The following is a 25,094-nucleotide window of genomic DNA, read 5'->3' as shown; positions in this document are numbered from 1 at the left end:
ACCTTTGTGGGCACCGCCGCTCTTCAGGAGCAGCGGTGCCCATTGTTTTTTCCAAAACTAAAAACCGGCAAACGGATTGCTGCCCTCAGGTAGAAACCGGTAAACGTGGAACAATCCTGCGATGATAGCGAGCCTCCCGCTGCTCCTACGTACTGGCTCACCCGCTTTGTACTGCTGCGGGCGGTGGGCCTGATCTATGGCGTGGCCTTCCTGGTGGCCATCCGGCAACTGTTGCCGCTGATCGGCTCCAAGGGGCTGACCCCTGTAGGCCCGTACCTGAAGCGGATCGCCGCCGCCTTGGGCTCGGAGCGGGCCGGCTTCTGGCGCCTGCCCTCTTTGTTCTGGGCCAACCATTCCGATACCGCCCTGATGGTGGTGGCCTGGACGGGCTTCGGCCTTTCCTGCGTGGTGGTGGCCGGCTTCGCCAATGCGCCGGTAATGGCGGTGCTGTGGGCGCTCTACCTCTCCATTGTGCACGTGGGACAGGAATGGTACGGCTATGGCTGGGAGATCCAGCTGACCGAGACCGGCTTTTTGTGCATCTTCCTTTGCCCGCTGCTGGACATGCGCCCGTTTCCCCGCGCTGCGCCGCCCCTGCCCATTATCGTGCTGTTCCGTTGGCTTGTCTTCCGCATCATGCTGGGCGCAGGGCTGATCAAGATCCGGGGCGACAAGGTCTGGCGCGACGGCACGGCGCTTTTTTACCATTTTGAAACACAGCCCATCCCTAACCCCCTGAGCCGTTGGTTTCATTTCCTGCCGCGGCCGGCCCTCAAAATGGGCGTCTGGTTCAACCACCTGGCCGAGCTGGGCGCCCCCTGGTTCGTGTTCTGGCCGCGGACGGCCCGCCACATTGCCGGCGTGGTGATCGTGTTGTTCCAAGGCAACATTATCCTCAGCGGCAACCTGTCGTTTTTAAACTGGCTGACTATTATTCCCGCCCTGGCCTGCTTCGACGACGGCTTTTGGGCGCGGGTGCTGCCCGGCCCGCTGGTGCGCCGGGCAGAAGCCGCTGCCGGCCGGGCGGAGATTTCCCGGCCGATGCAGGTGACGGGCTGGATCGTCGCCGGGCTGATCGGCTTTCTGAGCTACCGGCCGGTGCGCAACCTTATTTCGCCGGGGCAGATCATGAACACCTCCTTCGATCCCTTTGACCTGGTGAACACTTATGGGGCCTTCGGCTCAGTAGGCAAGGAACGGTACAACGTCGTATTTGAGGGAACATCGGATGACGATTCTACCGACCGGGCGCACTGGCAGCCCTATATCTACAAAGGCCTTCCCGTGGCCCTGGACCGGCGTCCGCCGCAGGTAGCGCCCTACCAGTTGCGGCTGGACTGGCAGATGTGGTTTGCCGCGATGTATTCGCCCAACCGCTACCCGTGGACGGTGCATTTGATCTGGAAGCTGCTGCACAACGATGCCGGTGCCCTGGGGTTATTTGCGGGCAATCCTTTCCCGGACGGGCCTCCCCGTTATATCCGGGCCGTTCTCTACGAATACCGCTTTGCGCCGCCGGGCAATGCTGAAGGCCGTTACTGGGAGCGGGAGCGCCTGGGCCTGTGGCTGCCGGCCTTTTCGGTTGATGATCCGCGTTTACTGGATTTTTTGGAGAGCGAGGGGTGGATCGAATAAGGTTTTTGAGGATTGTTTTTGTTGGAGGTTTTTAGAGCTTTTTATTTGATAGTGTCCTACAGGTTCTGAAACTCTTCTTCTTTTTCTCTTGAAAGAAAAAGAAGCAAAAAGTTCAATCCGGCCCCGATGCTCCGCCGGGCCGGCAGGCCCACGCACAAAGGGGGCACAGTCTTTATTTCTTCGCGCTTATACAACGCCTTCATGTGGTCGTGCTATTACAAAATACTGCCGGCGCTGGCATTCGGCCTTGTTAGTCTTTACAGTAGAAAGAAACGTTAGGTCCGGCCGAATGAGGCGCTTCACCATACATTTAAATTGGGCAAAGGCCGAGGTTATCTTTTTAAGCCTAATAAAGACTTCACTCAGCTCTATTCCCTTGGGCAGCGCCCAAGTCTGTTGGTAGCACAAACAGAAATCGAAGCTTCATGGGCAGCGCCCATGCCTGTAAAGCAGTAGAATGTACAAACCAGTAAAAGCTTGATGGTCACGCGCCTCATTCCGCCGGACCTAATGTTTCCTGCTCCTTTAATGAAAGACAAGGCGGAATGCAGCGCCTTCACGCTTTACCATTAGCACGCCGAACTTTTCGAAGAACCGGAAATATTCGAGGCAAATATTGAATGTGCCCCCTTTGTGCGTGGGCCTGCCGGCCCGGCGGAGCATCGGGGCCGGATTGAACTTTTTGCTTCTTTTTCTTTCAAGAGAAAAAGAAGAAGAGTTTCAGAACCTGTAGGACATTATCAAATTAAGACCTCTAAAAAGCTCCAACAAAAACAGGAAACATATCAATCAAGAGCAGCCGCCTTCAAATGGAAAACATCCTTTAACGCCCTTTTCGCCGCATGATACCCGCACATGCCGTGCACCCCTCCGCCCGGAGGCGTGGAAGACGAACAGATATAAAGGCCCTTTGCCGAAGTCCGGTAAGGCGACAGCCGTAAGGCGGGCCGTGTAAACAGCTGGGTTACATCCTGGATGCCGCCATTGATATCCCCGCCGATATAATTGGCGTTGTACTCCTGCATTTGTACGGCATTCATTGTGCTGCGGCCGATAATGCGGTCGCGGAAGCCCGGTGCAAACCGCTCCACCTGCCGTTCGATGATGTCGGTCATATCGACGGTCGACCCATTCGGCACGTGGCAGTAACCCCAGGCCGTATGTTTTCCTTCCGGCGCCCGGGTAGAGTCGAATAAGCTTTGCTGGGCCAGCAAAACGAACGGCCGTTCGGGATGCCCGCCCTGCGCTATGGTTTGTTCCGAAGCCACGATCTCGCCCAGGGTATTTCCCAGGTGGATGGTGCCCGCCTGCCGGCAGGTCGGTGCCGTGAACGGAATGGGGCCGTCCAGGGCCCAGTCGACCTTGAACACGCCCATGCCATAGCGGTAGCGCTCCAGTTGCCACTTGTAAATCGAGGAGAACTTATGGCCGGCGATCTGCAACAGCTGTTGCGGGGTGACGTCGAACAGTACGGCCCGGGCCGAGGGCAGCTGGGCCAGGGAGCGGACATAAAAGTTCGTTTCGATCGTTCCGCCCAGCGCTTGAAAATGGGCCGCCAGGGCGTTGGCGATGGCCATGGAGCCGCCCTTGGGAAAAGGCCAGCCATTGAGGTGCCCCGCCATCATCAGTACCAGGCCGATGGCCGAAGTGGCGACATTGGACAGCGGCTGGATGGAGTGGGCCGCCATGCCCGCCCATAACCCCCGCAGCTCGCGGGTGCGGAAACGTTTGGCCAGGTGGGTGGCGGAGGTGAGCGCTTTGACGCCGAAGAGCGCCATGTCGATCGGGTGGCTGGGAAGCTGCAACGGGGCCAGGAGGTCGTTGGCCAGGCGGGGCCAGCTTTCGATCAGCGGCTGCACCAGTTTGGTGTAGGTGTTTTCATCGCTGCCCAGGGATTCGGCGGTTTGTTTCAGGGAGTGGTAGAGGGCTGCCGCCGTGCCGTCGTCAAAGGGGTGGGCCGCCGCCAGGGGCGGGCAGATGTATTCCAGCCCGTATTGTTCCAGGGGGAGGGTTTTGAAAAAGGGGGAGGCGGCCGCCATGGGGTGGATGGCCGAGCAGATATCGTGCATGAAGCCGGGCAGTGTTAATTGGGCCGTCCGCAACCCGCCGCCGATCATTTCTTTGCCTTCCACCAGCAATACGGACAGTCCTGCCTGTTGCAGGGTGATGGCGGCCGCCAGCCCATTGGGGCCGGCGCCTACGACTACGGCATCATACTCCCGGTTCTTATTCATGGTATTCATTTGGTCTTACTTATTTGAGCTTGCACATATGCCTGCGGCAGCTTTTCCTGTTCCAGCCTGTTCTAACGCGTTCAGGAGAAGGTGCAAAGGTACCAAAGGTTTGCCGGTCCGGCATCAGGTATTGGAAATGCCCATCCGGAGGGGTTATCGTTTAAAGAAGATCACGGCGGCGCCGATCAGTGTGAGCACGAGCACCACTTTGCGGTAACTGTCGTCCTTTATGCGGGAGACCAGGCGGATGCCGGCAAAGAAGCCCAGGAGCAGGGCCGGCAGCAGCAGGAGGTCGATCCAGAGGGTGGCGGGGGTGATGTTTTTCCAGAAAAAAACCTGGAAGGGAAGTTTGAACAAATTGATCACCAGGAACACCCAGGCGGCTGTGCCGATAAAATCGTTCTTGACCATGCGGAGGGCGAGAAAGTAGATGTTGGAAAAGGCGCCGGCCAGGTTGCCCAGCATGGTGGTAAAGCCGGAGGTCAGTCCCATGGTGGCGACAAAGAGCCGGTTGTGGGGGATGGAGGGGCGTTTTTTCCATTCCAGCAGCAGCACGAGGGCTACGGTGAGGAGGATGATGGCGGCCATGATTTTCCGGAACACCGTTTCGTCCAGGTCTTTGCCGACGAATACGCCCACCAGGATGCCCGCGACCATCCAGGGCAGCAGTTTCCAGAAATGGTCCCATTGGGCATGGCGGTGGTAGTAGCGGACGGCCAGGATATCCGCCAGGCACAGCAGGGGCAGTACGATGCCCGTGGAGGCCTTGCCGCCGAAGACGATGGCCATGAGGGTGACGTTCATCATGTCGATGCCCTTGATGCCCGCCTTGGACAGGCCGATGATAAACGCCGCCAGGGCAATGAGGGACCAGTTCAGCGCCGATGCTTCAAACAAACCGTTCATAGGGCGCAAATGTAGAACATCTGCATAAGGCAGCCGGCACGCATATGCTGCAACCAGGCAGCCGGCGGGCTGCAAAAGCATTGATCCTCAATGCAAACTGTTTAAATGCCGAAAGATCATATTATATTTGGATAGCCGCTCATGAGAACGATTCTCTTTTTTGACCTGGAAACGGATGTGAAAACTGCCTCCATTGCCGATATTGGTGCGTTAAAATGGGACGGCACTCCTTTTCATGACGCCTCGGTCCGGAAATTTCTCCAGTTTGCCAGCGGCGCTGACTTTATCTGCGGCCATAACATCCTGAACCACGACCTTCCTGCCATCCGGCAGTTTTCGGGAAATCTGGAGTTCGGCCGGACCAACGCCATCGATACCCTTTTCCTTTCTCCCCTGCTGTTTCCCACCCATCCCTACCACCGGCTCTTGAAGGATGAAAAGCTTTTTTCCGAAGAGCAGAACAACCCCGTCAACGACTGCAGAAAAGCCCGGGATTTATTCTATGATGAGGTGGCCGCCTTCCAAAGCCTGGAGGAGCCCCTGAAAACTATTTATTTCAGCCTGCTGCACCATCGCCTCGAGTTTTCGGGCTTCTTTCGCTACCTGGATTACGGGCATCCCATCAGCGAAGAAGAGCTCGAAAGACAGATCCGGTCGGTGTTCCAGGAAAAGATCTGTGAACGTGCCCCGCTAACGGACCTGCTGCGGCAGGCGCCCATTGCCCTGGCTTATTGCCTTTCGCTGGTCCACGCCAACGACCGCTATTCCATTACTCCTCCCTGGGTGCTGCACCAGTTCCCGGACGTGGAGCGGGTCCTGTATCTCCTGCGGGGCAGGCCCTGCCTCCAGGGGTGTTCCTGGTGCCGCCGGTCCTGGGATCCCATTGTTGCCCTTCAACGCTATTTCGGCTATGCGGACTTTCGCCGCTACGGTGGGCAGCCGCTGCAGGAAAACGCGGTCCGGGCCGCCCTGGACCACCAGTCGCTGCTGGCGGTGTTTCCCACCGGTGGCGGCAAGTCCCTGACGTTCCAGATCCCGGCCCTGTTGGCCGGGAACAATACCAAGGGGCTGACCGTGGTCATCTCGCCCCTGCAGTCCCTGATGAAAGACCAGGTGGACAATTTGCTGCAGAAAGGCATCTCCGATGCCGTCACCATCAACGGGCTGCTGGATCCCATTGAACGGCAGCAGGCCATCAGGCGGGTGGAAGGCCTGGAGCCGGACACCAGCCTGGCCAACATCCTCTATATTTCGCCGGAATCCCTCCGCTCGGTGACCATCGAGCGCCTGCTCCTGGGGCGGAAGATTGCCCGTTTCGTTATTGACGAAGCCCACTGCTTTTCCTCCTGGGGCCAGGACTTCCGGGTGGATTACCTGTACATCGGCGACTTCATTAAATCGCTGCAGCTAAAAAAAGGGCTTAGGGCGAAAATCCCGGTTTCCTGCTTTACGGCCACCGCCCGCCAGAAAGTGGTGGAAGACATCTGTGCCTACTTTAAGGAAAAGCTGGACCTCGATTTGAAGGTGTTCCGCGCCAATGCCACCCGTACCAACCTCCACTACAAGGTATTCGAACGGGACGGCGAGGAGGAAAAGTATGCGGAGATGCGGCGCCTGCTGGCCGAGAAATCCTGTCCCTCCATCATCTACGTTTCCCGCACCAGGAGGGCCTACGAGCTGGCCCGGCGGTTAAGCGAGGATGGCTTTGCGGCCCTGGCCTACCACGGCAAGATGGACAAGGAAGAAAAAGTAAAAAACCAGGATGCCTTTATCAATGGCGACGTCAGTATCATGGTGGCCACTTCGGCTTTCGGCATGGGGGTGGACAAGGAAGATGTGGGTCTGGTCATTCACTACAATATTTCCGACTCGCTGGAAAACTACGTGCAGGAAGCCGGCCGGGCGGGGCGCAGCGAACATATTTCCGCTGACTGCTATGTCCTGTTCAGCGAAGAAGACCTGGACAAGCATTTTTTGCTGCTGAACCAGTCGAAAGTAAACAGCAAGGAGATCAACCAGGTCTGGAAGGGCATCAAGGAGCTGGACCAGCGCAGGGGAAGCATTCATAGTTCCGCCCTGGAGATCGCCCGCAAGGCCGGCTGGGACGACAGCATCAGGGATATCGAAACACGGGTGACCACCGCCATTGCGGCCCTGGAAGAGGGGGGCTATGTCAAAAGGGGGCAGAACATGCCGCAGGTGTTTGCCAGCAGCATCCTTTCGCGGACGGCCCAGGAGGCCATTGAAAAGATCAATGCCTCGGACCGGTTTGCCGAAGGCGACAAAGAGAAGGCGCACCGGGTCATCAAAAAGCTGTTTTCCAGCAAAAGCAAGCGGCTGCAAACGGACGAAGCGGCGGAGTCGAGGGTGGACTATATGGCCGATCACCTGGGGCTGCAGCGCGAGGAGGTTATCCGCATCGTGAACCTGCTGCGGGACGAACACATACTGGCGAATACGAAGGATCTGACGGCTTTTATCAAAAAGGGCGAGAGCAGCAACCGGTCGCAGGTGCTGGCGGAAAAGTACCGGGCGCTGGAAAGTTTTTTGTTTTCCCGGCTGGAGGAAGACGCCGGCGTGTATAACCTCAAAGAATTATTGGAAAAGGCCAGGGAGGCCGACTGCCGGGATGTGACGCCCAACAAGATCAAAACTATTTTGAACTTCTGGTGCGTGAAGAGCTGGGTCAAGCGGGAGTACCAGGAGCAGTCGAAGCACCATATTACCCTGGCGCTCTGCCAGACAAAGGCGGTATTGCAGCAGAAGCTGGTGCGGCGCCATTTCCTGTCCCGGCTGGTCGTGGACTACCTGTATGGGAAGGTCCAGGCGCTGCCCCAGGCGCAAAAGGCGGCGGACGAGGTGCTGATCGAGTTCTCCGTCCAGGAACTAAAAGAGGCGGCTGCGGGGGATAACGGCCTTTTTCAAGGCGAATTTTCCCTGGACGATATCGAGGATACCCTGTATTACCTGTCGCAGATCGAAGCCATCAAAATTGAAGGCGGCTTTCTCGTCATTTACCAAAAGCTGACCCTGCACCGGCTGGAGAAAAGCAATTTTGTCAAATACAAGCAGGAGGATTACCGCAAGCTGGCCCAGTTTTACGAAAGCCGCATGCAGCAGATCCATATTGTCGGCGAGTATGCCCGCAAGATGCAGGAGAACTATGGCGAGGCCCTGCAGTTCGTGGATGATTATTTCCGGCTCAATTATACCTCTTTCCTGAACAAATACTTCCCGGGCAACCGACAGCAAGATATCAGCCGGACACTGACCCCGGCAAAATTCCGCCAACTGTTTGCCTCCCTTTCCCTGGCGCAGCATAAGATTATCCTGGATAAGGAAAGCGACCGCATCGTGGTGGCGGCGGGGCCGGGCAGCGGCAAGACCAGGGTGCTGGTGCATAAGCTGGCTTCCCTGCTGCTGACGGAAAATGTCAAGCACGAGCAGTTGCTCATGCTCACCTTTTCCCGGGCGGCGGCCACGGAATTTAAAAAGCGCCTGCTCGACCTGATTGGCAATGCGGCCCATTTTGTAGAAATCAAAACCTTTCATTCCTATTGCTTTGACCTGCTGGGGCAGACCGGTTCCCTGGCGCAGGCAGAGGGGGTGATCCGGCTGGCGCTGGAAAAGATAAGCAACGGCGATATCGATCCCAGCCGGATCACCAAAACGGTGCTGGTAGTGGATGAAGCCCAGGACATGAACGAGGACGAGTACCGGCTGGTGCAGCTCCTGCGCCAGCGCAACGAGGAGCTACGGGTCATTTTCGTGGGGGATGACGACCAGAATATTTATGCCTTCCGGGGCTCGGATGCCCGCTTTTTGATGGAGTTGATCCGGGAGGGGGCAACCAAACATCCGCTGCTCGATAACTACCGGAGCGGCACCTCGCTGGTGGCCATTGCCAACCAATGGGCGCAGAAAATCCCCAACCGGCTCAAAGAGCTTCCGATCCGGCCGGTCCGGAAAGATACCGGTGGCGTCAGGATCGTTCAATATAAGGGCACCCATTTAATTACGCCCCTGGTCGAGGATATCAGAAAAGCGGAGCTTTCCGGTTCCACCTGTGTGCTGACCAAGACCAATGACGAGGCCGTGCACATCACCGGCCTACTGGTGCAATATGGGTTTGCAGCACGGCTCATTCAAAGCAACGAAGGGTTTCCGCTCTACAATCTCAAAGAGCTCCGGTTTTTCACGGACTTGCTCAACAAGCAGGAAGAGGCGCCGGTAATCAGCGAGGAGGATTGGGCAACTGCCAAAGACCGGATGTATAAGGTATTCAGGGGCAGCAACAAACGGGAGGGGTGTTTCTCGGTCATAAAGGCGTTTGAAAGCATTCACCCCGAACATAAATACCGGAGTGACTGGAAAACCTTTTTAATGGAGTCGCGGTTTGAGGATTTCCTCCGTATCAAAAGCGACGTGATTTATGTGTCTACGATTCATAAAGCCAAGGGCAAAGAATTTGACAATGTATTTATGCTGCTGAACCGTTTTTCAGCGGAAGCGTCTGCAGAAAACCTGCGCCTCTTTTATGTAGGATTGACAAGGGCGAAGAATAATCTTTTTGTGCATTACAATGGCGATTACCTGAAAACCCTCGTAGCGGACAACCTTACTTACAGTATTGATGTGGGAACGTACGAGGTTCCGGAGTTCCTATCCTGCGTACTATCACACAACGATGTTAACCTGGGTTATTTTAAATGCGTTCAACGCCGGATAGAAGCGTTGAATAGCGGAGACGACCTGGGAATTAACGAAGATGGCCTGGTCAATTACCGGGGCGAATTGGTAGTGCAGTTTTCCAAAGGGTTTAAAGAAAACATGGAGCGATATAGCCGGATGGGTTACAGGCCTTATGGGGCAAAGGTAAACTTCTGCGTGTGGTGGAAGGGACAGGGCGACACCCAGGAAACACAGATACTGTTGCCGGAATTAGTGCTGAAGCGATAACCTTTATGAGCAGTTGTAAAATAGAAAATGCGCTGGTGAATGTTGAATCCGGGCAGTAGGTAAACCCAAGAGCGCCTTTTGTTGATCAGTGTCAATAAAATGAAGTAGGAAGGCATAGGGTTATTTTTCTATAAATAATCTTGTTAATTTGTTTTCCAATCCTGTCGTTTATGGTTCCTCTAACCATGCGCAACGCGTTGGCGGTATTGCTCTGCCTGTTGCTTTCCTTTTTGGGCTTGGGCCAAGAGCCTGAAGGTGCAACAGGAAAAACTATTCAAAAACCCTTGGCAGCGGCGGATCAAAAGCGGCATGCTTTGGTTGACAGTCTCGTGAAGCTGATGGCGTTACCGCCCTTTGAGCACCCGGTGCTTCGGGCTATCTATAAAGAGCAAACCGGAAACCTGGCCCTCTTTTCCAATTATACCCCCAATGCCCTGGTGGTGGCCTGTGCCATAGAGCAGCCGAGCCGGATCGCATACTTCTTTACCTGCTTTGGGAAGGTGACCGACTTTGTTTTGCTGAACGAAGAAGAGTACAAATCAATTGTCGGGGAAAAGAAGCGGGACGTATTTGAATTCTATTCGGCTTACCAGCAGTTCTATATTGACCAGGTTGACCAGGCCGGCCGGGAATTGCAGTTGTATGGAGCAGAAGCCGCCAAAAGGGAAAACAGGAGTCCTTATTTTAATAACCCGGTAGTGCAGCAGGCCGGAACTCCTTTGGAAAAGCTGCTGGTGCTGGACCGCTGCCGCCAGGAAATGATCCAGCAATTGGTAAATGTCCGACATGAGATCATGGTGTATGATCTGGCCGACAGTGTACGACGAGCCCTGCATTCGCCTGCCTTTAAAGCCGGCGTCTTCCGTACCGGAGGGGCCGCCGACTCAGCTAGGTGGGGAGAATACTTCAATCAAAATCCCTTCTGTTCGGTAGAAAAGGCAGTGGTATCCGGAGAAAAAGGCTTAGTGTTCCTTTATGACAAAAGCTGTGTGATCGATTCTTTCCCAGTAAAGAAAGATGGGGTAAGTAAAATGCTGTCGAGCAAAACAAATCCTTTTGTGCTGTACAGGGGATGGCTGGAGTGGCAGTTACAGGAACTAGCTGTTTATCTGGATTCGATACGAATAAAGCTGGAGAATACTGCTGAAGCCCCTATGCAGCGAGCTTCTTCTATCGATAAGGGCCAGCAGTTCCGCCAATGGCGGCAGGCAGTGCAGTGGCAGCGTCACTTACATGAAAGCATCAGTCGGCTCCTGCTGCCCCATGAAGGCATGATGGCTGTACAGGAAACCATGGACGGTGCCCGTACGTGGGGAAGGCGCCAACTCCGCTGGATTGGTGGTGAGAGGTTTCACAAGTTGGTGGGTCAAAAACGCTTTGAGCTCACCGACCACCTGGGCAATGTGGTGGTCGTGGTCACGGACCGAAGTACCGGCATAGACAGGAATGGCGATGGCCAGGTAGAATATTATGAACCGGAAATCATCAGCGCCATAGATTACGCGCCTTTTGGTACTCAAATGGCGGGCAGGAGCTTTAATAAAGACGAATACCGTTTTGGATTTAACGGAAAAGAGAATGATGGCGAAACCGGTATGCAGGATTATGGAATGCGCATTTATGATCCACGGCTGGGTAGATTCCTATCAACAGATCCATTGATCAAGGATTTTCCATGGTATTCTACCTACCAGTTTGCAGGAGGGAACCCTATAAAGAACCTTGACTTGGATGGTGGTGAACCTTTGGATTATCGTGAGCGTTGGGTTGATCAAACGATTGAATCCATAAGAGGAGGAAGCTCTACTTGGGAGGCATATAGTGATAATAAGCAATTAGGCTTTATTGCTTACACTGCAGTATTTGACAAAGTGACTGAACGATGTTGGTTTGTACATCGGGGAAATGACGGGCAATATTATTATTGGAAGCATAATCCAGGCGCCAATCAAATGGAATATATTAGCTCTAACAGGGAAGGAAAAAGCAATGGGGTTTGGGAGAAATTTGAAACCAGAAATAAAATTGAAGCACGAAAAATTCTCAATGATCGTTCCTTTGAGAAAATAATGGCCGGATCACTTATCGCTCTGCCGGCAATTGCGGCTTTATTTCCAGCAGCTACAGCAGCGATAAGTTCAATTCCATCCGCATCTGTAGGGGAAAGAATGCTAAGCGTAGGAGTAGACTATGGAGCTCAGGTTGTCGGTAATTATTTATCAGGAAAAAGTTTAACAGAGACATTTACTGATATTAATGCTACTTCCCTTGTATTCGCAGGCCTTAATTCTGGATCTACGTGGAAGAGGCTCGCATTTAATAATGTCGTTAGTAATGGCTTCTCTTTTTCTACTTCAGTAGGATATAATGGTGTTGGAGGCGGTAAGAGTATTACAACTGCAGCTATTCAATTCGTTGTAGGAACATTAGCAGGCAGAGCGACTAGGGGGATAGATCTTAAAGGTCAAAGTTTGGCCGCAAGATTTAATCATGTAAACAGTTTAATGGGTAAAGGAAGTCCGCTTTCAGCATCGTTGCAGAAAATGATAAAAACAAATCAAGGGGTAGGTGTTGGAGTCAGTGTAACTACGGGAGGTGTTGGAAATGGCCTTGCAAATTACACAGAAAAACCGCCGTAATCAGAAGTGCGGATGAAGTTAGGTATTGTATCTGATAACAGCTTATTGCAAACTCCTTTAAATGAGGCATGTTGCTTAATACTCATGCTCTAAAATTCCTAAAAATTGAATATTATAGCCTTTTGCGTTTAATTCAATCGATTCTTTTATTTCAAAGAAGTCTTTATCCAAAAAGGTAAGGTCGCAAACAATTAACCTTCCTGGATTTTTAGTTTCCAATTTTAGGTTGTAAGTAACTGTCTTCCCTAACCTTTTTTCGAGTTGATAGGTAAAAATGTTTTGCCAATTAATTAATCCGTGCTTTTTTGTCCAGATGCCCTCCTCATTTACCTTTAATTTTACGCCTGTATCTAAAATTTTATTCCATAGGTAAGCAGTAAGGATGAATAGCGTGCTAATAAGAAATACTGCTCCAAATGGGTTCTTCGTATACCAGGAAATTGTATGGTTTGGATTGAAAATAATAGTGAGAAGGCCAATTGAAGGTAAAACTGCAAGAATAATAAGTCCTTTGCCATTTTGTTTGGCAATGAGTTCATTTGTTCCGCGTGCAAAGTCCGTGGTCTGCATATTATTTGATTTAAAGTTTAATAAATCAAAAGGAGTTACCCAAGGGGAAAGGCAGTTAAGATTTCTTTATGCAATTTAAATATTTTACAGTCTCCAGCTCTCTGAATTATACTAACGTTGGGTATAGAAAATTAGTTTGTTTTAATGAGTTTCACCATTGCTATATTTACTATACGGTTTACTTCAATTTTTGGGTAATTTTCCTTTGCCGATCTTGGATAAAGCTGAGAGCCTTCCCTTTACTTTTGGATATGCTTCCTGTTGCAAATAAGTAGCGGAAGGTAGCTTTGGCCTTGTGCTGCCCTTCGGTATTGTAATTCTTTCTTCACTCTTCGGCTATAATACTGATCTGGTTTAAGCTGTTGCATAAATATGCATTAAGCTGCTCCCTTCGGATGGGCTGGCAAGGAAATGCTTACAATTGGGAAAAAATTGATTGGGAAAACTAATTTAGCAGGTGCAGTTAATGGTTTGGTCTGGCAGAAGATGATGAATAATGACGATGCAGCTAAAAGAAATTTAGGTAATACTTGGGTTAAAAGTAGTTAAGAATATTTTTTTTCTTAGCTACCCTAATGAATTGGCATAAGCGTATCACATGCTTAATTTTAATGGTATTTCACTAGCGTTTTGATGTTTAAAAAACAGAAATTTCATACGTTGATTATCAATGATTTGAATTTTAAAAAGTCAGTGGAAAATTTTCAAATCGTTGCAGGGCGATAATCCTTCAAAACTTAATACCAGCAAGCGTTTCAAAGGTTTTCGTTCCTAAACATCAAAACGCTAGTGATGGTATTTATTTGTGAACTATTGGACAGTTATATATTAAAATTGTAGGTCCGGCCTATGTTTATTAAATACCTAGCTTGTGACTTCAAAAAAGCCAATGAAAGATGTGCCGTTTGTTTACGGTTATACATGAACGATTATAATACATAAAGTAAGTGATTTGCACTCTGATTAACAGCCCCTTTCAGAACTTTTTTGCTACTTTGCCTAAATTAAGCGAAATGCTTATCCTGCCTGCGTTTCATAAGAATTGGCTTAACTTCGTTTTATGCCGGTTTTCCCCTCTTATTTGCCTTTTGATTGCAAATTGATTGCAAATTTTTTAGGGTATCCTAAAAATTTGTAAACCCTAATCGAGACCGTTAAATTATCAAAAAAACTTTGGTAAATTAAGTATATGAAAGCCGTCTTTTAACTTCAAAAACGAGTGCGTATGATCAGTGTTGCCCTATACCACGACACGCGACGTGAAAAGAAAAATAAGAAATATCCCGTTAAGTTACGTGTGAACTACTGCCGCAAAACCAAATACTACTTAACCGATATTGATCTTACCAGGGAGGAATTTAATGCGCTGTCAGGGAAAAGGATCCCGTCCAAGTTAAAGGAAGTAATGAATGAACTGGAAGCTGCCAAGGTGCATGCCCAGGAATTGGTAAAACAGGTTAAACCCTTTACGTTCGCGGGTTTTGAAAAGAGGATGCAGTACCGCCCTATCCTTGGTGACTTCTTCAAATACAGCTGTGAGAAATACATCGATGAACTGAAAAAGCAGGGACGCATGGGGAATGCGGCCAGCCACCAGACGGCCATGAACAGCATGCTGAAGTTCAAGCCCAAGATCATCTTCGAGGAAATAACGCCTGATTTCCTGCGGGCCTACGAGCACTGGATGATCCAGCGCGGAAGATCGCGGACCACGGTAGGCATTTACCTGCGCCAGATCCGTACCATCTTCAACGAAGCCATTGCGGAAGGCCTTATCTCCCGGGACATCTATCCATTCGGCAAACGGAAGTACGTGGTACCCACCGGCCGGAACGTCAAAAAGGCGCTCACCCTTGCGGAGATCGGAAAAATCTATTATTATGAGGCTGAGCCCGGTACCAGCGAGGAAATGGCCCGGGACCTGTGGATGTTCAGCTACTTTGCCAATGGCATCAATTTCAAGGACCTGGCCCTGCTGCGCTACCGGAACATCCAGGACGAGTACATCATCTTCGAGCGGGCCAAGACCATCTTCACCAGCCGGGCCAATCCCCGACCCATCAGCGTGTACATCAATAGTGATATGGAGCGCATCATCAACAGGTGGGGCAACAAGCCCATCGTTAGGGATTCCTTCATCTTTCCCATTATTGATCCCGGAGCAGATGTTGTCCGGCAGGACCGCAACATCGAACAGATCGTCCAGTTCACCAACAGAAATATGAAACGGATTGGGGAAAAGCTGGGTATCGAGAAGACGCTCACCACGTATGCAGCCCGACACTCCTTTTCCACCGTGCTGAAGCGCTCCGGTGCTTCCATTGAGTTTATTTCGGAATGCCTCGGCCACAGCAATGTTCGCACCACCGAGAATTACCTGGACAGTTTTGAAAACGAAATGAAGAAGCATTTTTCAAAATCACTGCTGGCCTTTAAAGAGGTGCCGATGCGGGTGGTGTAAGCGGTTTAAATGCAGAGTTCGAAACAATCTTGATTGCCAATTCCAAGTGTTGTAACTGTATATAGGTCAATTTCTATGGGTGGGCAGGGTGATGCTGGAGAAACCGGAATTCGGGAATAAATATTATTTTGCGGACACTATTTTGACACAATGATCGATGCAGCTCTTTGGCGTAGCCGGAGATAAAAGGGAAAGCATATAGCTATTTCATTTTATGGGGTGATAATTTTTTATAATAAGATTAGTTGATAAATTAGAATGACAGAAAAGCAACTCATCCAAAAGCTAGCAGAACTTCGTTCTCTGCCTTCAGAAAGCGAGGTGGTGGAGTTTAAAGAGGCAAAGAACGATTATGATTTTAATAAGCTGGGTAAATATTTCAGCGCGTTATCGAATGAAGCTAATCTGAAAGGCAAGGAAGATGCCTGGCTGATTTTCGGTGTAGAGGACAAGAAGAGAAGTATTGTTGGTTCTAACTATCGTAGTAAAAGCCGTTCGCATTTGGACAGTTTGAAAGGCGAGGTCGCAAAGAAAACAAGCAACCGCTTAACCTTTATTGAAATATATGAATTAAATCTGGCTGAAGGCAGGGTCGTAATGTTTTCTATCCCTGCCGCTCCTAAAGGGATGCCCATAGCTTGGGATGGACATTATTATGGCAGGGATGGCGAAGAGTTGTCTCCGCTAAACCTGGAAGAAATAGAACGCATCAGAAAGCAGGCTACACGTGTAGATTGGAGTGCCGGCATTTGTCCTGATGCTACTATTGACGATTTAGACCCCAGCGCTATAATAGCCGCCAGGGAAAACTTTAAAGTTAAAAATCCCCGTTTAGCTCACGAAGTTGATAGTTGGGATATCCCCACCTTTTTAAATAAAGCCAAGGTTGCTATTAATAGCAAGCTTACCAGAACTGCCATTATTCTTTTAGGCAAGCCCGAATCAGAGCATTATATAGCACCTGCTATTGCCAGGATAACATGGGTGTTAAAGGATAAAGACAATGTAGAAAAGGACTATCAACATTTTACTTGTCCCTTTATCCTTGCTATAAATGAAGTATATGGTAAGATAAGGAATCTAAAGTACCGGTATATTACGGATGGGACTTTATTTCCGGATGAGGTCGATCAGTATGACCCCTTCAACATAAAGGAGGCTTTGAGCAATTGCATCTGTCACCAGGATTATACCTTGGGTGGTAGAATTAATGTTGTGGAGCGGGAAGATGCACAATTGATTTTTACTAACCAGGGGGAGTTTTTACCTGGCTCCGTTGAAACGGTTATTGAAAGTGATGAACCTCCAAGCTATTATCGTAATAATTTCCTTGCACAGGCAATGGTGAATTTCAATATGATTGATACTGTGGGTAGTGGCATAAAAAGGATGTTTCGTTTACAAAGAGAGCGATTCTTTCCTATGCCTGACTATGATTTGCAAGGTGGAAAAGTGAAAGCAACGCTTATAGGAAAGGTGTTAGATATGGATTTTGCAAGACTGCTGGCAAAGAGACCTGATTTGAGCCTTGATGAAATTATTATGCTTGACAAGGTGCAGAAAAGAAAAACATTGAGCGATGCAGAGATCAAACATCTTAGAGATAAAGGGTTAATAGAAGGAAAAAGGCCCAATATTATTATTTCTGTAAATGTAGCTCAAGCCACCGGACAAAAAGCTTCCTACACCCGAAATAAAGCCTTTAATAAACAGGATTATTTTGATTGGATCATTAAAGCTTTAAATGATCATGGCTCCTTATCTCGTAAGGATATTGAGGAACTTTTGTGGGATAAGCTTTCGGATTTATATGACGAAAAGCAAAAGAAGATTAAAATTACCAATCTTATTTCCGAGCTAAGGCAGAAAAAGGTTATTGTAAATGAGGGCTCAGATACCTCATCTAAATGGGTGCTAATGAGCGATTAAGGGCCGGAGCGTCTAAAAGAGGATTATAAGAGATTTATAAGAGATTTATAAGAGGATTATAAGAGGCTTTGAGTTAAATCTCTTATAATCAATGTTTTATGTTGAGTTTATTGAGGTGGTTTGGCTATTTTTCCTGCCAGACATAGCTTTTTTGCTTTCCTGTGGCAACATTTGATTATTCATTGTAGGCTGCCGCTTTTCCCTCCTATTTATTTTGTTAAAAATGGTTCTTTGTTTGAGAACGAAATAAAACACGGTTTCTAAAATCGCTTATTGTTTTCAATGAAGTGCCTATTCGGACGATTTATTAAGCTGAAAGGTATTGTATGGTAAAATGATTGTAATCTATGGCTTATCGATCAGGCAGTAATTAAACTGCTCTTACGGCAGATTGGGTCTTTTTCAGGTGAAATTCTTCTGGGTTCCATTTTTGCCGTTTTGACAGGCCCAGCCACTCCTTCAGTTCCTTATGTTCTGGATGTTTAGGATCAGCCATGGTCCTTTTAAAATCCTCAAACCCGGGAGAACCGCCGCAATCTTCCGGTGGGCATTTGCCGCTGCCATCCAGGCAATCGGCTTTCAGCAGCTTTTCTTCGGTAATCTTTTCCAGCCAGATGCCGTGCAGCCAGTCGTCGCCCATATTATAAATGTAGGTGTATGTCTGCCCCTCTTTTTTAAATACCCGGGAAAGCTTTATTTTTTTGCTATCGAGCGTATTATCATCCGGGTCTTCGGTATTTACCATTCCTATGCTGGGCTCCGAGCCCCAGCCTTCGGGTGAGAACAGGAAAAGGTGGGAATTTTCCCAGCCAAAGGCTTCCTGGATCACGTGGTGAAACCGCATAAAAGTAAAATGTTCAGGAATGACAACTCTGCGCCAGACCGGCGGGTTATCCACTTCCAGCAATTGAATTTTGAACTGAAGAGCCATAAGGCAAATTTATTCCAACAAGCGTTACGACATTTCAAACATGTTCTGGATGGTGTAGGTGAAATGGAAAAAGGCGCGCAGCTCTTGTTGATCCTAGTCAATAAAATAAAACAAAATGGTATATGACAACTTTATTAAAATAAATTTTACTATTTTGTTCTGCAATTCCCTTCTTTTATGGCTGCCCTTACCATGCGCAATGCCTTGGCGGTGTTGCTTTGCCTGTTGCTTTCCTTTGCAGGTTTTGGACAAAAGCCCATAGCCCCAACAGGTAGGAATGTTGCCGCTGCTCATCAGCAAGACCTCACCGCGGAGCGTCAGAGGCACTATGCCTTAGTGGACAGCTTGATAAAGTTAATGGCGTTGCCGCCGTTTGAGCACCCTGTGCTGAGAGCCATAGACAAGGAGCAAGCAGAAAACCTGGAAGTTTTTTCCAATCCTATAAGCAATGCTCTTGTAGTGGCCTGCGCTGTGGACAGGCAAAGCCGCATCGCTTATTTCTTTACTTGTTATGGAAAGGTAACCGACTTTGTTTTTCTAAAGGAAGATGAATACCTAGCCGTTGTAATGGAAAAGAAATGGGACGTCTTCCAATTCTATACCGCCTACAGGGCTTCCTATATTGATCAAATAAACCAAGCCACCCGGGAATTACAGTTGCATGGAATTGAGGCTGCCAAAAAGCAAAACCGAAGTCCTTATTTTAATAACCCTGTAGTAGAGGAAGCCAAAACCTCTTTAGAAAAGCTGCTGGTATTGGACCGTTGCCGCCAGGAAATGATCCAACAACTGGTGAACACTCGCCATGAGATCATGGTGTATGATTTAGCTGACAGTGTGCGCCGCTCCCTGCATTCGCCTTCCTACAAAGCCGGCGCCTGCCGTACCGGTGGATCCGGGGACTCAGCCTGGGGTGAATACTTTAATCAAAACCCCTTCAGCCCGGTGGAAAAGGCAGTAATATCCGGAGCGAAGGCAATGATATTTATTCATGACAAAAACGGTTCGGTCGATTCTTTCCCGATAAAGAAAGAAGGAATAAGTAAAATGCTGGGCCTGAAGACGAATCCTTTTGTGCTTTACCGAGGCTGGCTGGAATGGCAGTTGCAAGGGATAACGACATACCTGGATTCGGCGGAAGCGAAACAGGGAGGTTCATCGGGTAGTATGGTACAAAATGCTTCTACTGTGGATGAAGGGCAAAGATACCTCCAATGGCGGCAGGCGGTGCGGTGGCAGCGGCATTGGCAGGCCTGTATCAGCCGACTCATGATGCCTAATGAAAGCATGATGGCGGTACAAGAAAGCATGGACGGTGCTCGTACCTGGGGAAAACGCCAACTCCGGTGGATTGGAGGAGAGCGGTTCCATATTACCACAGGCTATAAGCGTTATGAACTCACTGATCACCGGGGCAATGTGGTGGCAGTGGTAACAGACCGCAGGACAGGCGTGGACAAGAATGGCGATGGCCAGGTAGAACACTACGAGCCAGAAGTGATCAGTGCCGTGGATTATTCCCCTTTTGGGAGCCCCATGGAGGGCCGCAGCTATAATAAAGATAAATACCGATATGGATACAACGGAAAGGAAAATGATGGGGAGACCGGTGCGCAGGATTACGGCATGCGCATCTATGATCCAAGGCTGGGGAGGTTTCTAAGTGTGGATCCATTATATAGGGATTACCCATGGTATTCATCCTATCAATTTGCGGGGAATGACCCAGTTCGTAATACGGATTTAGATGGTGGAGAACCGCAAAGTCGGGTGGAAAGATGGAAACACAATATAACAACTATTTCGACTTATGACGATCCTCAATTGGGAGTTATTGGAATTGAAAATGTATATGATATCGCCACTAATAGGAATTGGTTTATTCATGAAGGAAATGATGGTCAAAGATGGTATTGGAAACATAAGGAGGGTATAAAAGACCAATCAGTTTTGATACAAAGCAGAGATCCTAAAAGGGCAAATGGTAGTTGGCATAAGTATCAAACGGCAAACCAAATAGAAAGCGATAAGATAATGAAAGATAGGTCTTTACATTATATTATGGCAGGTGTTTTACTTACCCCTGCAGCTATATGTGTAGGGATTCCAGCTGCACCGGAAATAGCATCGGCAGGAATTAAAAGTCGCCTAGTTAGTGCAAGTTGGGATTATGCCTCACAGGCATTTGGAAATTATTTAGGAGGAAAACGAGGTTGGGATGTAATTACAGATGTAAATGCAACATCCCTGGCAGTTGCATTTGGAAATCCAGGCAACTCTATTCTAACTGTTGGCTTAAATAATGGAATTGCTTCACTGTATAGTTATTCTTCAAAAAGCGGGGCAAATGGAGTGCTAAATAGCGAATCAAAAACTTTCGGACGTGCTTTATTTGAAATGAGCGTAGGTACGCTCATGGGTTATACTGGCAATAGGCTTACTTCTTCTATTCAAGGGAAATTATCAAAAGTAAATTCATCAATTGATTATTTGAATGGGTTAGGAATACCCTCGAATTCGAGTTTACCAACTTTAAGAACGCTTCTTAACGGTCGCAATATGTTAAACAAATCCATGGATAAAACTTATTTTGCTACCAGCACAATTGGTAATTCAATTAATACGGCAACAGAATAATTGAAAAGTCAATCATAAATTTGTATGATTAGAAAAGTAACCACTTTTTTGCTATACACGATATCAATATCAATATTGGTATTTGCTTTCTATAATCCGTATCGTAGGCAAAAGAAGTTGGATGCGGACAGGCGATATACTGTAGGTGTGGTGTTTAAAAAGACTTCTTCCTTGAAGAATGGTGTTCATTACCACTATAAGTTTTCATACATGAGCCACGATTATGAAGGATATAATGCAAAGAAAAGAAGCCAGAAAATAGCCTTCGGTGAACGCTTTATTGTTGAGTTTTCAAGTGAAGATCCAACCTTGAGTAACATATTGTTTGAATATCCTGTGCGTTCTGAAATTAATGATGCTCCAGATTCTGGTTGGAAGCAAATTCCCATTCAAAGAAAATAAAATGCTTCGGTAGTTTTCGGGTGTGTGTAATACTTTGTGCAAACTGTTGGAAGAGATATCGTCAGTGGGGTTGCATTAGGCAATATTGGCCCCTTTATAGATGAATTGAAAAGGGAAGGATATGTACAGAACAGCCGTGATGGCAGCTTGTTTTTTGAAAAAAGGGATGATTTACAGAAAAGGTGGGTGGCGTTGTTCGTTTCGGTGTTGCGGCCAAAGTTGAAGCTGGGAACCTTCCGGTTTTCCGGCCGGGAGGGGATTGAGCATTGGGAAACCCTCCCCACGGATCATTTCTCCTGGGGCGGTGCGGCCGCGGCTGCTTTGCTGACAGGTTATTTGAAGCCGGTAAAGCTTACCCTGTATACCCGTTACCCCAAAATGCAATTGATGAAAGAGCTGAGGCTGGTGCAGGATGAGAACGGCCCTGTTGAAATGATGGAAGCCTTCTGGAGTGATTAGATGGATCTTTCCAAGCCCGCACCTGAAACGGTTCCGCCTTTACTTGCTTATGCAGAACTGGCAACAAGCCTTGATAGCAGAAACAGGGAAACGGCAGAAAAGATCGAGGCACTTATTTTAAAAGATGACTGATAGCCTATTAGCCTTGGTTGTTGTGGGCATGCTCGAGGAAATGGAGCGCGTATTCCGGCAGCATGGCGTTGACTTTTATTTAGTCGGCGCCATAGCACGTGATGCTCAACTGGATTAAAGAAAGGATATCCTTAAATTTTAAATCGGGGTGAAACTGTTCAGCTAAAGCCTATTAAGACAGGCAATTGTACATGGGAGCTCGTCGAAACTCCAGGTTATATCCTTGCATTTACTGTTTCGCCACTGCAAGGTGGATGCTTGTCGCTAAAATGTGAATACATTTGTAAGCTATTGATTTTACTACGTTTGCGCGGAATTTATTGCCGGATTTTATGATCGCCTTATAGGTCCTATTTTTTATTAATGCTAATAATTTTAGATTTATATACTAAAATTATTAACTATGAGTCTGCTTGAAAAGTTATTTTCGAACGAGTTCCTGCGCAATATGCTGGCCAGTTTTGGATTCAGGAGTACTTTGTTCTCCCGGCATGACTTTACTCCCTTTTTCCAATACCGGATCGGACCATACCGGCCCGATCATTATCTTTATTTTTCCAGGGAGCCTTTCAATGAACGCTATTACAACGAAATATTCAATAAAACCATTGAATATAAAGGGTATGGCATAGTGGAATACATCGAGTTTCATTACAACCTCTATCCGGACAAAGCCGCCTTTGTACGGTTCCTCCACTATGAAGCTTCGGAGCGGTTAAAGCGCAAGCATGACCGCGAACTCCAATCGGGCTATTGCCGCATGCTGAAATGGACGAGCGAACAACTGGAGCGACAGCGGGCCGAAGAGGTTAAAAGAACAGGTGATCCTGCAGGTCTGAACGGCCGGGATATCGAAATTCGAGGTGTTGTAGGAAATGATGGTAATGGGGCTATGGGCTTTGTTAAAGTAAATGAGGACTGGAATAGCATGAACCAGCGCATTGAAACGATGGTAGCCAATGCCGAGGCAAAACTGGAAGACATGACCAGGGGCTATGACATTGGGCAAATAGATCTAAATAACGACAACCATCTGGAAAAAATCTTACAGGTGTTCGTCCTGCTTCGTGATCTTAGGGCGCCGAAGGGAGGAGCCAAGGGTGAGCCGCTTTTTCGGGCTATGACGAACCGGGACCTGGCCTGTATGATGCGCCTACATTTCAAGGCCTTTTCCGGTAAAAGAAACAATACTATCGAAAAGGAAGTCGCCGCTGCTGCAGAGGTTATCAGAAGTTCTCATTCCGAACCAATCAGGCAGTTGGAGCAAGCGCTAATTGCATTCATTTATGGGGCTCAATAGTGCTGGCTTCAACAGGTAAGTTACCGCCGGCCTGGAAGGACAGTTATTAAGGTTGACGCTCCCAACAAACTGAAAGAAAGATTTACTGACAACTGCAAATTGCCGGGCTGATCCTTATTTGCATTTGCAAAAGCATAGTGAAGCACCCGGGATCCCGCCGAGGCGCTGTTTTTATAAGGATAGCATGGATCATGGCTTTTTCAAAGTACCCAAACCGGCAAGGATATCCTTTCCACCGGTAAAGTGTTTCCACTATGAAAGAACGGGATTCTTTAGCGGGTGGTTCTCCGGGAACCTGCCCTTTTCTTTATTTATTCCCTTTCCAATATCCTCTTTATTGAATGCGGATATGAAATGGGCTGCGTGACGACCTCCCTTTATGTATCGTAAGTTGTTGATAATCAGTTAATATAAATCCATGACTAATCCATCATTGACTTCTTTGCCTTCCTTTCCCAGTTTTACGCCATAAAACTTTTTTTATGGACACCTTATTCATTCCAACAGAAATCGAGTTTAAAAAATGGATCCGGGAAGTGGTGGAAGAATGCCTGGAAGGCACTTTTATTAATAAGCTGGAACCGGATGGGGAGAAGCCACTTATTACCCGCAAGGATGTCGCCCGCCTGCTGGGTGTTTCTCTGGTTACGTTGAACGATTGGGCCAAGAAGGGACTTCCTTCCTACAAACTGAACGGTCGGGTGTATTTCCAGCGCTCCGAAGTGCTGGAGTACGTAAAAAGCTGCCGCAGCCGTTTTGCCCCGCAATTTCCCTCTTCCTGATCCTGGGAAAGGGCAACTGGGCGCATCCGTGTATTTGTATCATTGGAAGATAGCTCTCAAAGTTCTTAATCCTTATAAAGGCGCCGTATTCCCGGGCGCCCGGAGGAAGCCTGCCCTTTTCAACAAACCTCTAAAATGAGCCGTTATGAGCCTCCCAACTTTTTCCTGCCGGCAAGCCAGGGAGCTTGACCTGGTAGACTACCTGGCATCCCTGGGCTACCAACCCCAAAAGATTACCCATTCCGATTATTGGTATTGTTCTCCCCTAAGGGAAGAAAAGACAGCCTCCTTTAAAGTCGACCGCCAAAAAAACTTGTGGTACGACCACGGCATCGGCAAAGGAGGCAATCTCATCGATTTCGGCGTTTTGTACCACAAGTGCCCTGTATCCGAGCTCCTCCAAAAGCTATCGGGTAACCGCAATCTCTCTTTTTCTTTTCACCCGCCCGTTAAAACCCTGGAGGGCACTGAAGCAGGAATGGAAAAGATCAGGGTCGTTGAAATTGGGGAGCTCCGTTCCATTCACCTGCTTCAATACCTTGAAAGAAGGAAAATACCCAGGGAGATAGCTGCCCGGTACTGCCACGAGGTGGTATTTGAGTTGTATGGGAAAAGGCATATTGCCATCGGTTTTCCCAACAATGCCGGCGGCTACGAGCTGCGCAACAACTACTTCAAGGGGTGCAGCGCACCAAAGGATACCAGCTTCATCGGTCTGGGAGCATCCCGCCTTACGGTGTTTGAAGGCTTCTTCAACTTCCTTTCCTACCACGTGCTCTACCCTATGGAGGCACAGGGCCTGACAAATTTTCTGGTGCTCAATTCCCTCTCCTTCCTGGATCGTTCACGCAGCCAGATGGAAAAACATTCTGCGAACCACCTTTGCCTGGACCGAGACCCGGCCGGGGTAAAAGCCACACAACAGGCACTGGGGTATGGCCTAAGTTACACTGACCAGAGCCACCGCTATGGGAAGTTCAAAGACCTGAACGAGTTTCTCCTCGACCAGGGCCAAAGTCCGAAAAAGTCGCTCCGGCAAGGAAGATGTCTTTAGGCGCGGCAGGATAGCCAGCTATGTTATGGTTAAACGAAAACCTGTTCCGCCCTGCCCTGGTGCT

General features: G+C 48.7%; 14 protein-coding genes and 1 pseudogene. 11 read left to right on the top strand and 4 right to left on the bottom strand.

Going from position 1 to position 25,094, the window contains the following annotated elements; genetic code table 11:
• The first annotated feature begins 105 nt into the window (after positions 1–105).
• Positions 106–1,635 carry a lipase maturation factor family protein gene (locus V9K67_RS09220; protein WP_336721705.1) on the top strand — a complete coding sequence of 510 codons (1,530 nt, stop codon included), beginning with the start codon at positions 106–108 and terminating at the stop codon, positions 1,633–1,635.
• Positions 1,636–2,420: 785 nt separating this feature from the next.
• On the opposite strand, the gene V9K67_RS09215 is transcribed toward V9K67_RS09220, so the two are convergent.
• Positions 2,421–3,869 carry a phytoene desaturase family protein gene (locus V9K67_RS09215; RefSeq protein WP_336721703.1) on the bottom strand — a complete coding sequence of 483 codons (1,449 nt, stop codon included), beginning with the start codon at positions 3,867–3,869 and terminating at the stop codon, positions 2,421–2,423.
• A gap of 153 nt (positions 3,870–4,022) precedes the next feature.
• A complete protein-coding gene (locus tag V9K67_RS09210; RefSeq protein ID WP_336721700.1) occupies positions 4,023–4,775 on the bottom strand; it encodes a sulfite exporter TauE/SafE family protein in 753 nt (250 codons plus the stop codon).
• Between the two features lie 141 nt (positions 4,776–4,916).
• Between V9K67_RS09210 and V9K67_RS09205 the strand changes: the two genes are divergently transcribed.
• Positions 4,917–9,734: a RecQ family ATP-dependent DNA helicase gene (locus V9K67_RS09205; RefSeq protein ID WP_336721698.1), complete on the top strand. Its 4,818-nt coding sequence runs from the start codon at positions 4,917–4,919 to the stop codon at positions 9,732–9,734.
• Positions 9,735–9,904: 170 nt separating this feature from the next.
• Complete coding sequence (locus V9K67_RS09200; protein ID WP_336721694.1) at positions 9,905–12,373, top strand: RHS repeat domain-containing protein; 2,469 nt, start codon at positions 9,905–9,907, stop codon at positions 12,371–12,373.
• Positions 12,374–12,448: 75 nt separating this feature from the next.
• Here the strand turns inward: V9K67_RS09200 and V9K67_RS09195 are convergent, their stop codons facing one another.
• On the bottom strand, positions 12,449–12,943 hold the full coding sequence (locus tag V9K67_RS09195; RefSeq protein ID WP_336721692.1) for a hypothetical protein: 495 nt from the start codon (positions 12,941–12,943) through the stop codon (positions 12,449–12,451).
• Positions 12,944–14,168: 1,225 nt separating this feature from the next.
• Between V9K67_RS09195 and V9K67_RS09190 the strand changes: the two genes are divergently transcribed.
• Both V9K67_RS09190 and V9K67_RS09185 read left to right on the top strand, forming a co-directional pair.
• On the top strand, positions 14,169–15,404 hold the full coding sequence (locus V9K67_RS09190; protein WP_489753311.1) for a tyrosine-type recombinase/integrase: 1,236 nt from the start codon (positions 14,169–14,171) through the stop codon (positions 15,402–15,404).
• A 258-nt stretch (positions 15,405–15,662) separates the two neighbouring features.
• Positions 15,663–17,333, top strand: a complete 1,671-nt coding sequence (locus V9K67_RS09185) for an RNA-binding domain-containing protein (protein WP_336721688.1) — start codon at positions 15,663–15,665, stop codon at positions 17,331–17,333.
• Positions 17,334–17,703: 370 nt separating this feature from the next.
• On the opposite strand, the gene V9K67_RS09180 is transcribed toward V9K67_RS09185, so the two are convergent.
• Positions 17,704–18,264, bottom strand: coding sequence for a plasmid pRiA4b ORF-3 family protein (locus tag V9K67_RS09180; RefSeq protein WP_336721685.1), 561 nt, complete (start codon positions 18,262–18,264; stop codon positions 17,704–17,706).
• 177 nt (positions 18,265–18,441) lie between these two features.
• On the opposite strand from V9K67_RS09180, the gene V9K67_RS09175 reads away from it, so the two are divergent.
• The 6 genes and pseudogenes from V9K67_RS09175 (at position 18,442) to V9K67_RS09150 (ending at position 25,030) form a co-directional block, all read left to right on the top strand.
• Complete coding sequence (locus V9K67_RS09175) at positions 18,442–20,901, top strand: RHS repeat domain-containing protein (protein WP_336721683.1); 2,460 nt, start codon at positions 18,442–18,444, stop codon at positions 20,899–20,901.
• 24 nt (positions 20,902–20,925) lie between these two features.
• Positions 20,926–21,303: a hypothetical protein gene (locus V9K67_RS09170; RefSeq protein WP_336721680.1), complete on the top strand. Its 378-nt coding sequence runs from the start codon at positions 20,926–20,928 to the stop codon at positions 21,301–21,303.
• Positions 21,304–21,339: 36 nt separating this feature from the next.
• Positions 21,340–21,894: pseudogene (locus V9K67_RS09165) on the top strand (type IV toxin-antitoxin system AbiEi family antitoxin).
• 403 nt (positions 21,895–22,297) lie between these two features.
• On the top strand, positions 22,298–23,194 hold the full coding sequence (locus V9K67_RS09160; protein ID WP_336721679.1) for a hypothetical protein: 897 nt from the start codon (positions 22,298–22,300) through the stop codon (positions 23,192–23,194).
• A 482-nt stretch (positions 23,195–23,676) separates the two neighbouring features.
• Complete coding sequence (locus V9K67_RS09155) at positions 23,677–23,976, top strand: helix-turn-helix domain-containing protein (RefSeq protein ID WP_336721678.1); 300 nt, start codon at positions 23,677–23,679, stop codon at positions 23,974–23,976.
• A 145-nt stretch (positions 23,977–24,121) separates the two neighbouring features.
• The gene (locus V9K67_RS09150; RefSeq protein WP_336721676.1) at positions 24,122–25,030 is read left to right on the top strand and encodes a DUF8464 domain-containing protein; all 909 of its coding nucleotides are present in this window, start codon (positions 24,122–24,124) and stop codon (positions 25,028–25,030) included.
• The last annotated feature ends 64 nt before the right edge of the window (positions 25,031–25,094 follow it).

Origin of the sequence: Huijunlia imazamoxiresistens (genome assembly GCF_037132455.1) — a bacterium.
Classification (GTDB): domain Bacteria; phylum Bacteroidota; class Bacteroidia; order Chitinophagales; family Chitinophagaceae; genus Flavisolibacter; species Flavisolibacter imazamoxiresistens.
Note: the sequence above shows the minus strand (reverse complement) of the source record. Positions and strands in the feature narration are given on the sequence as shown.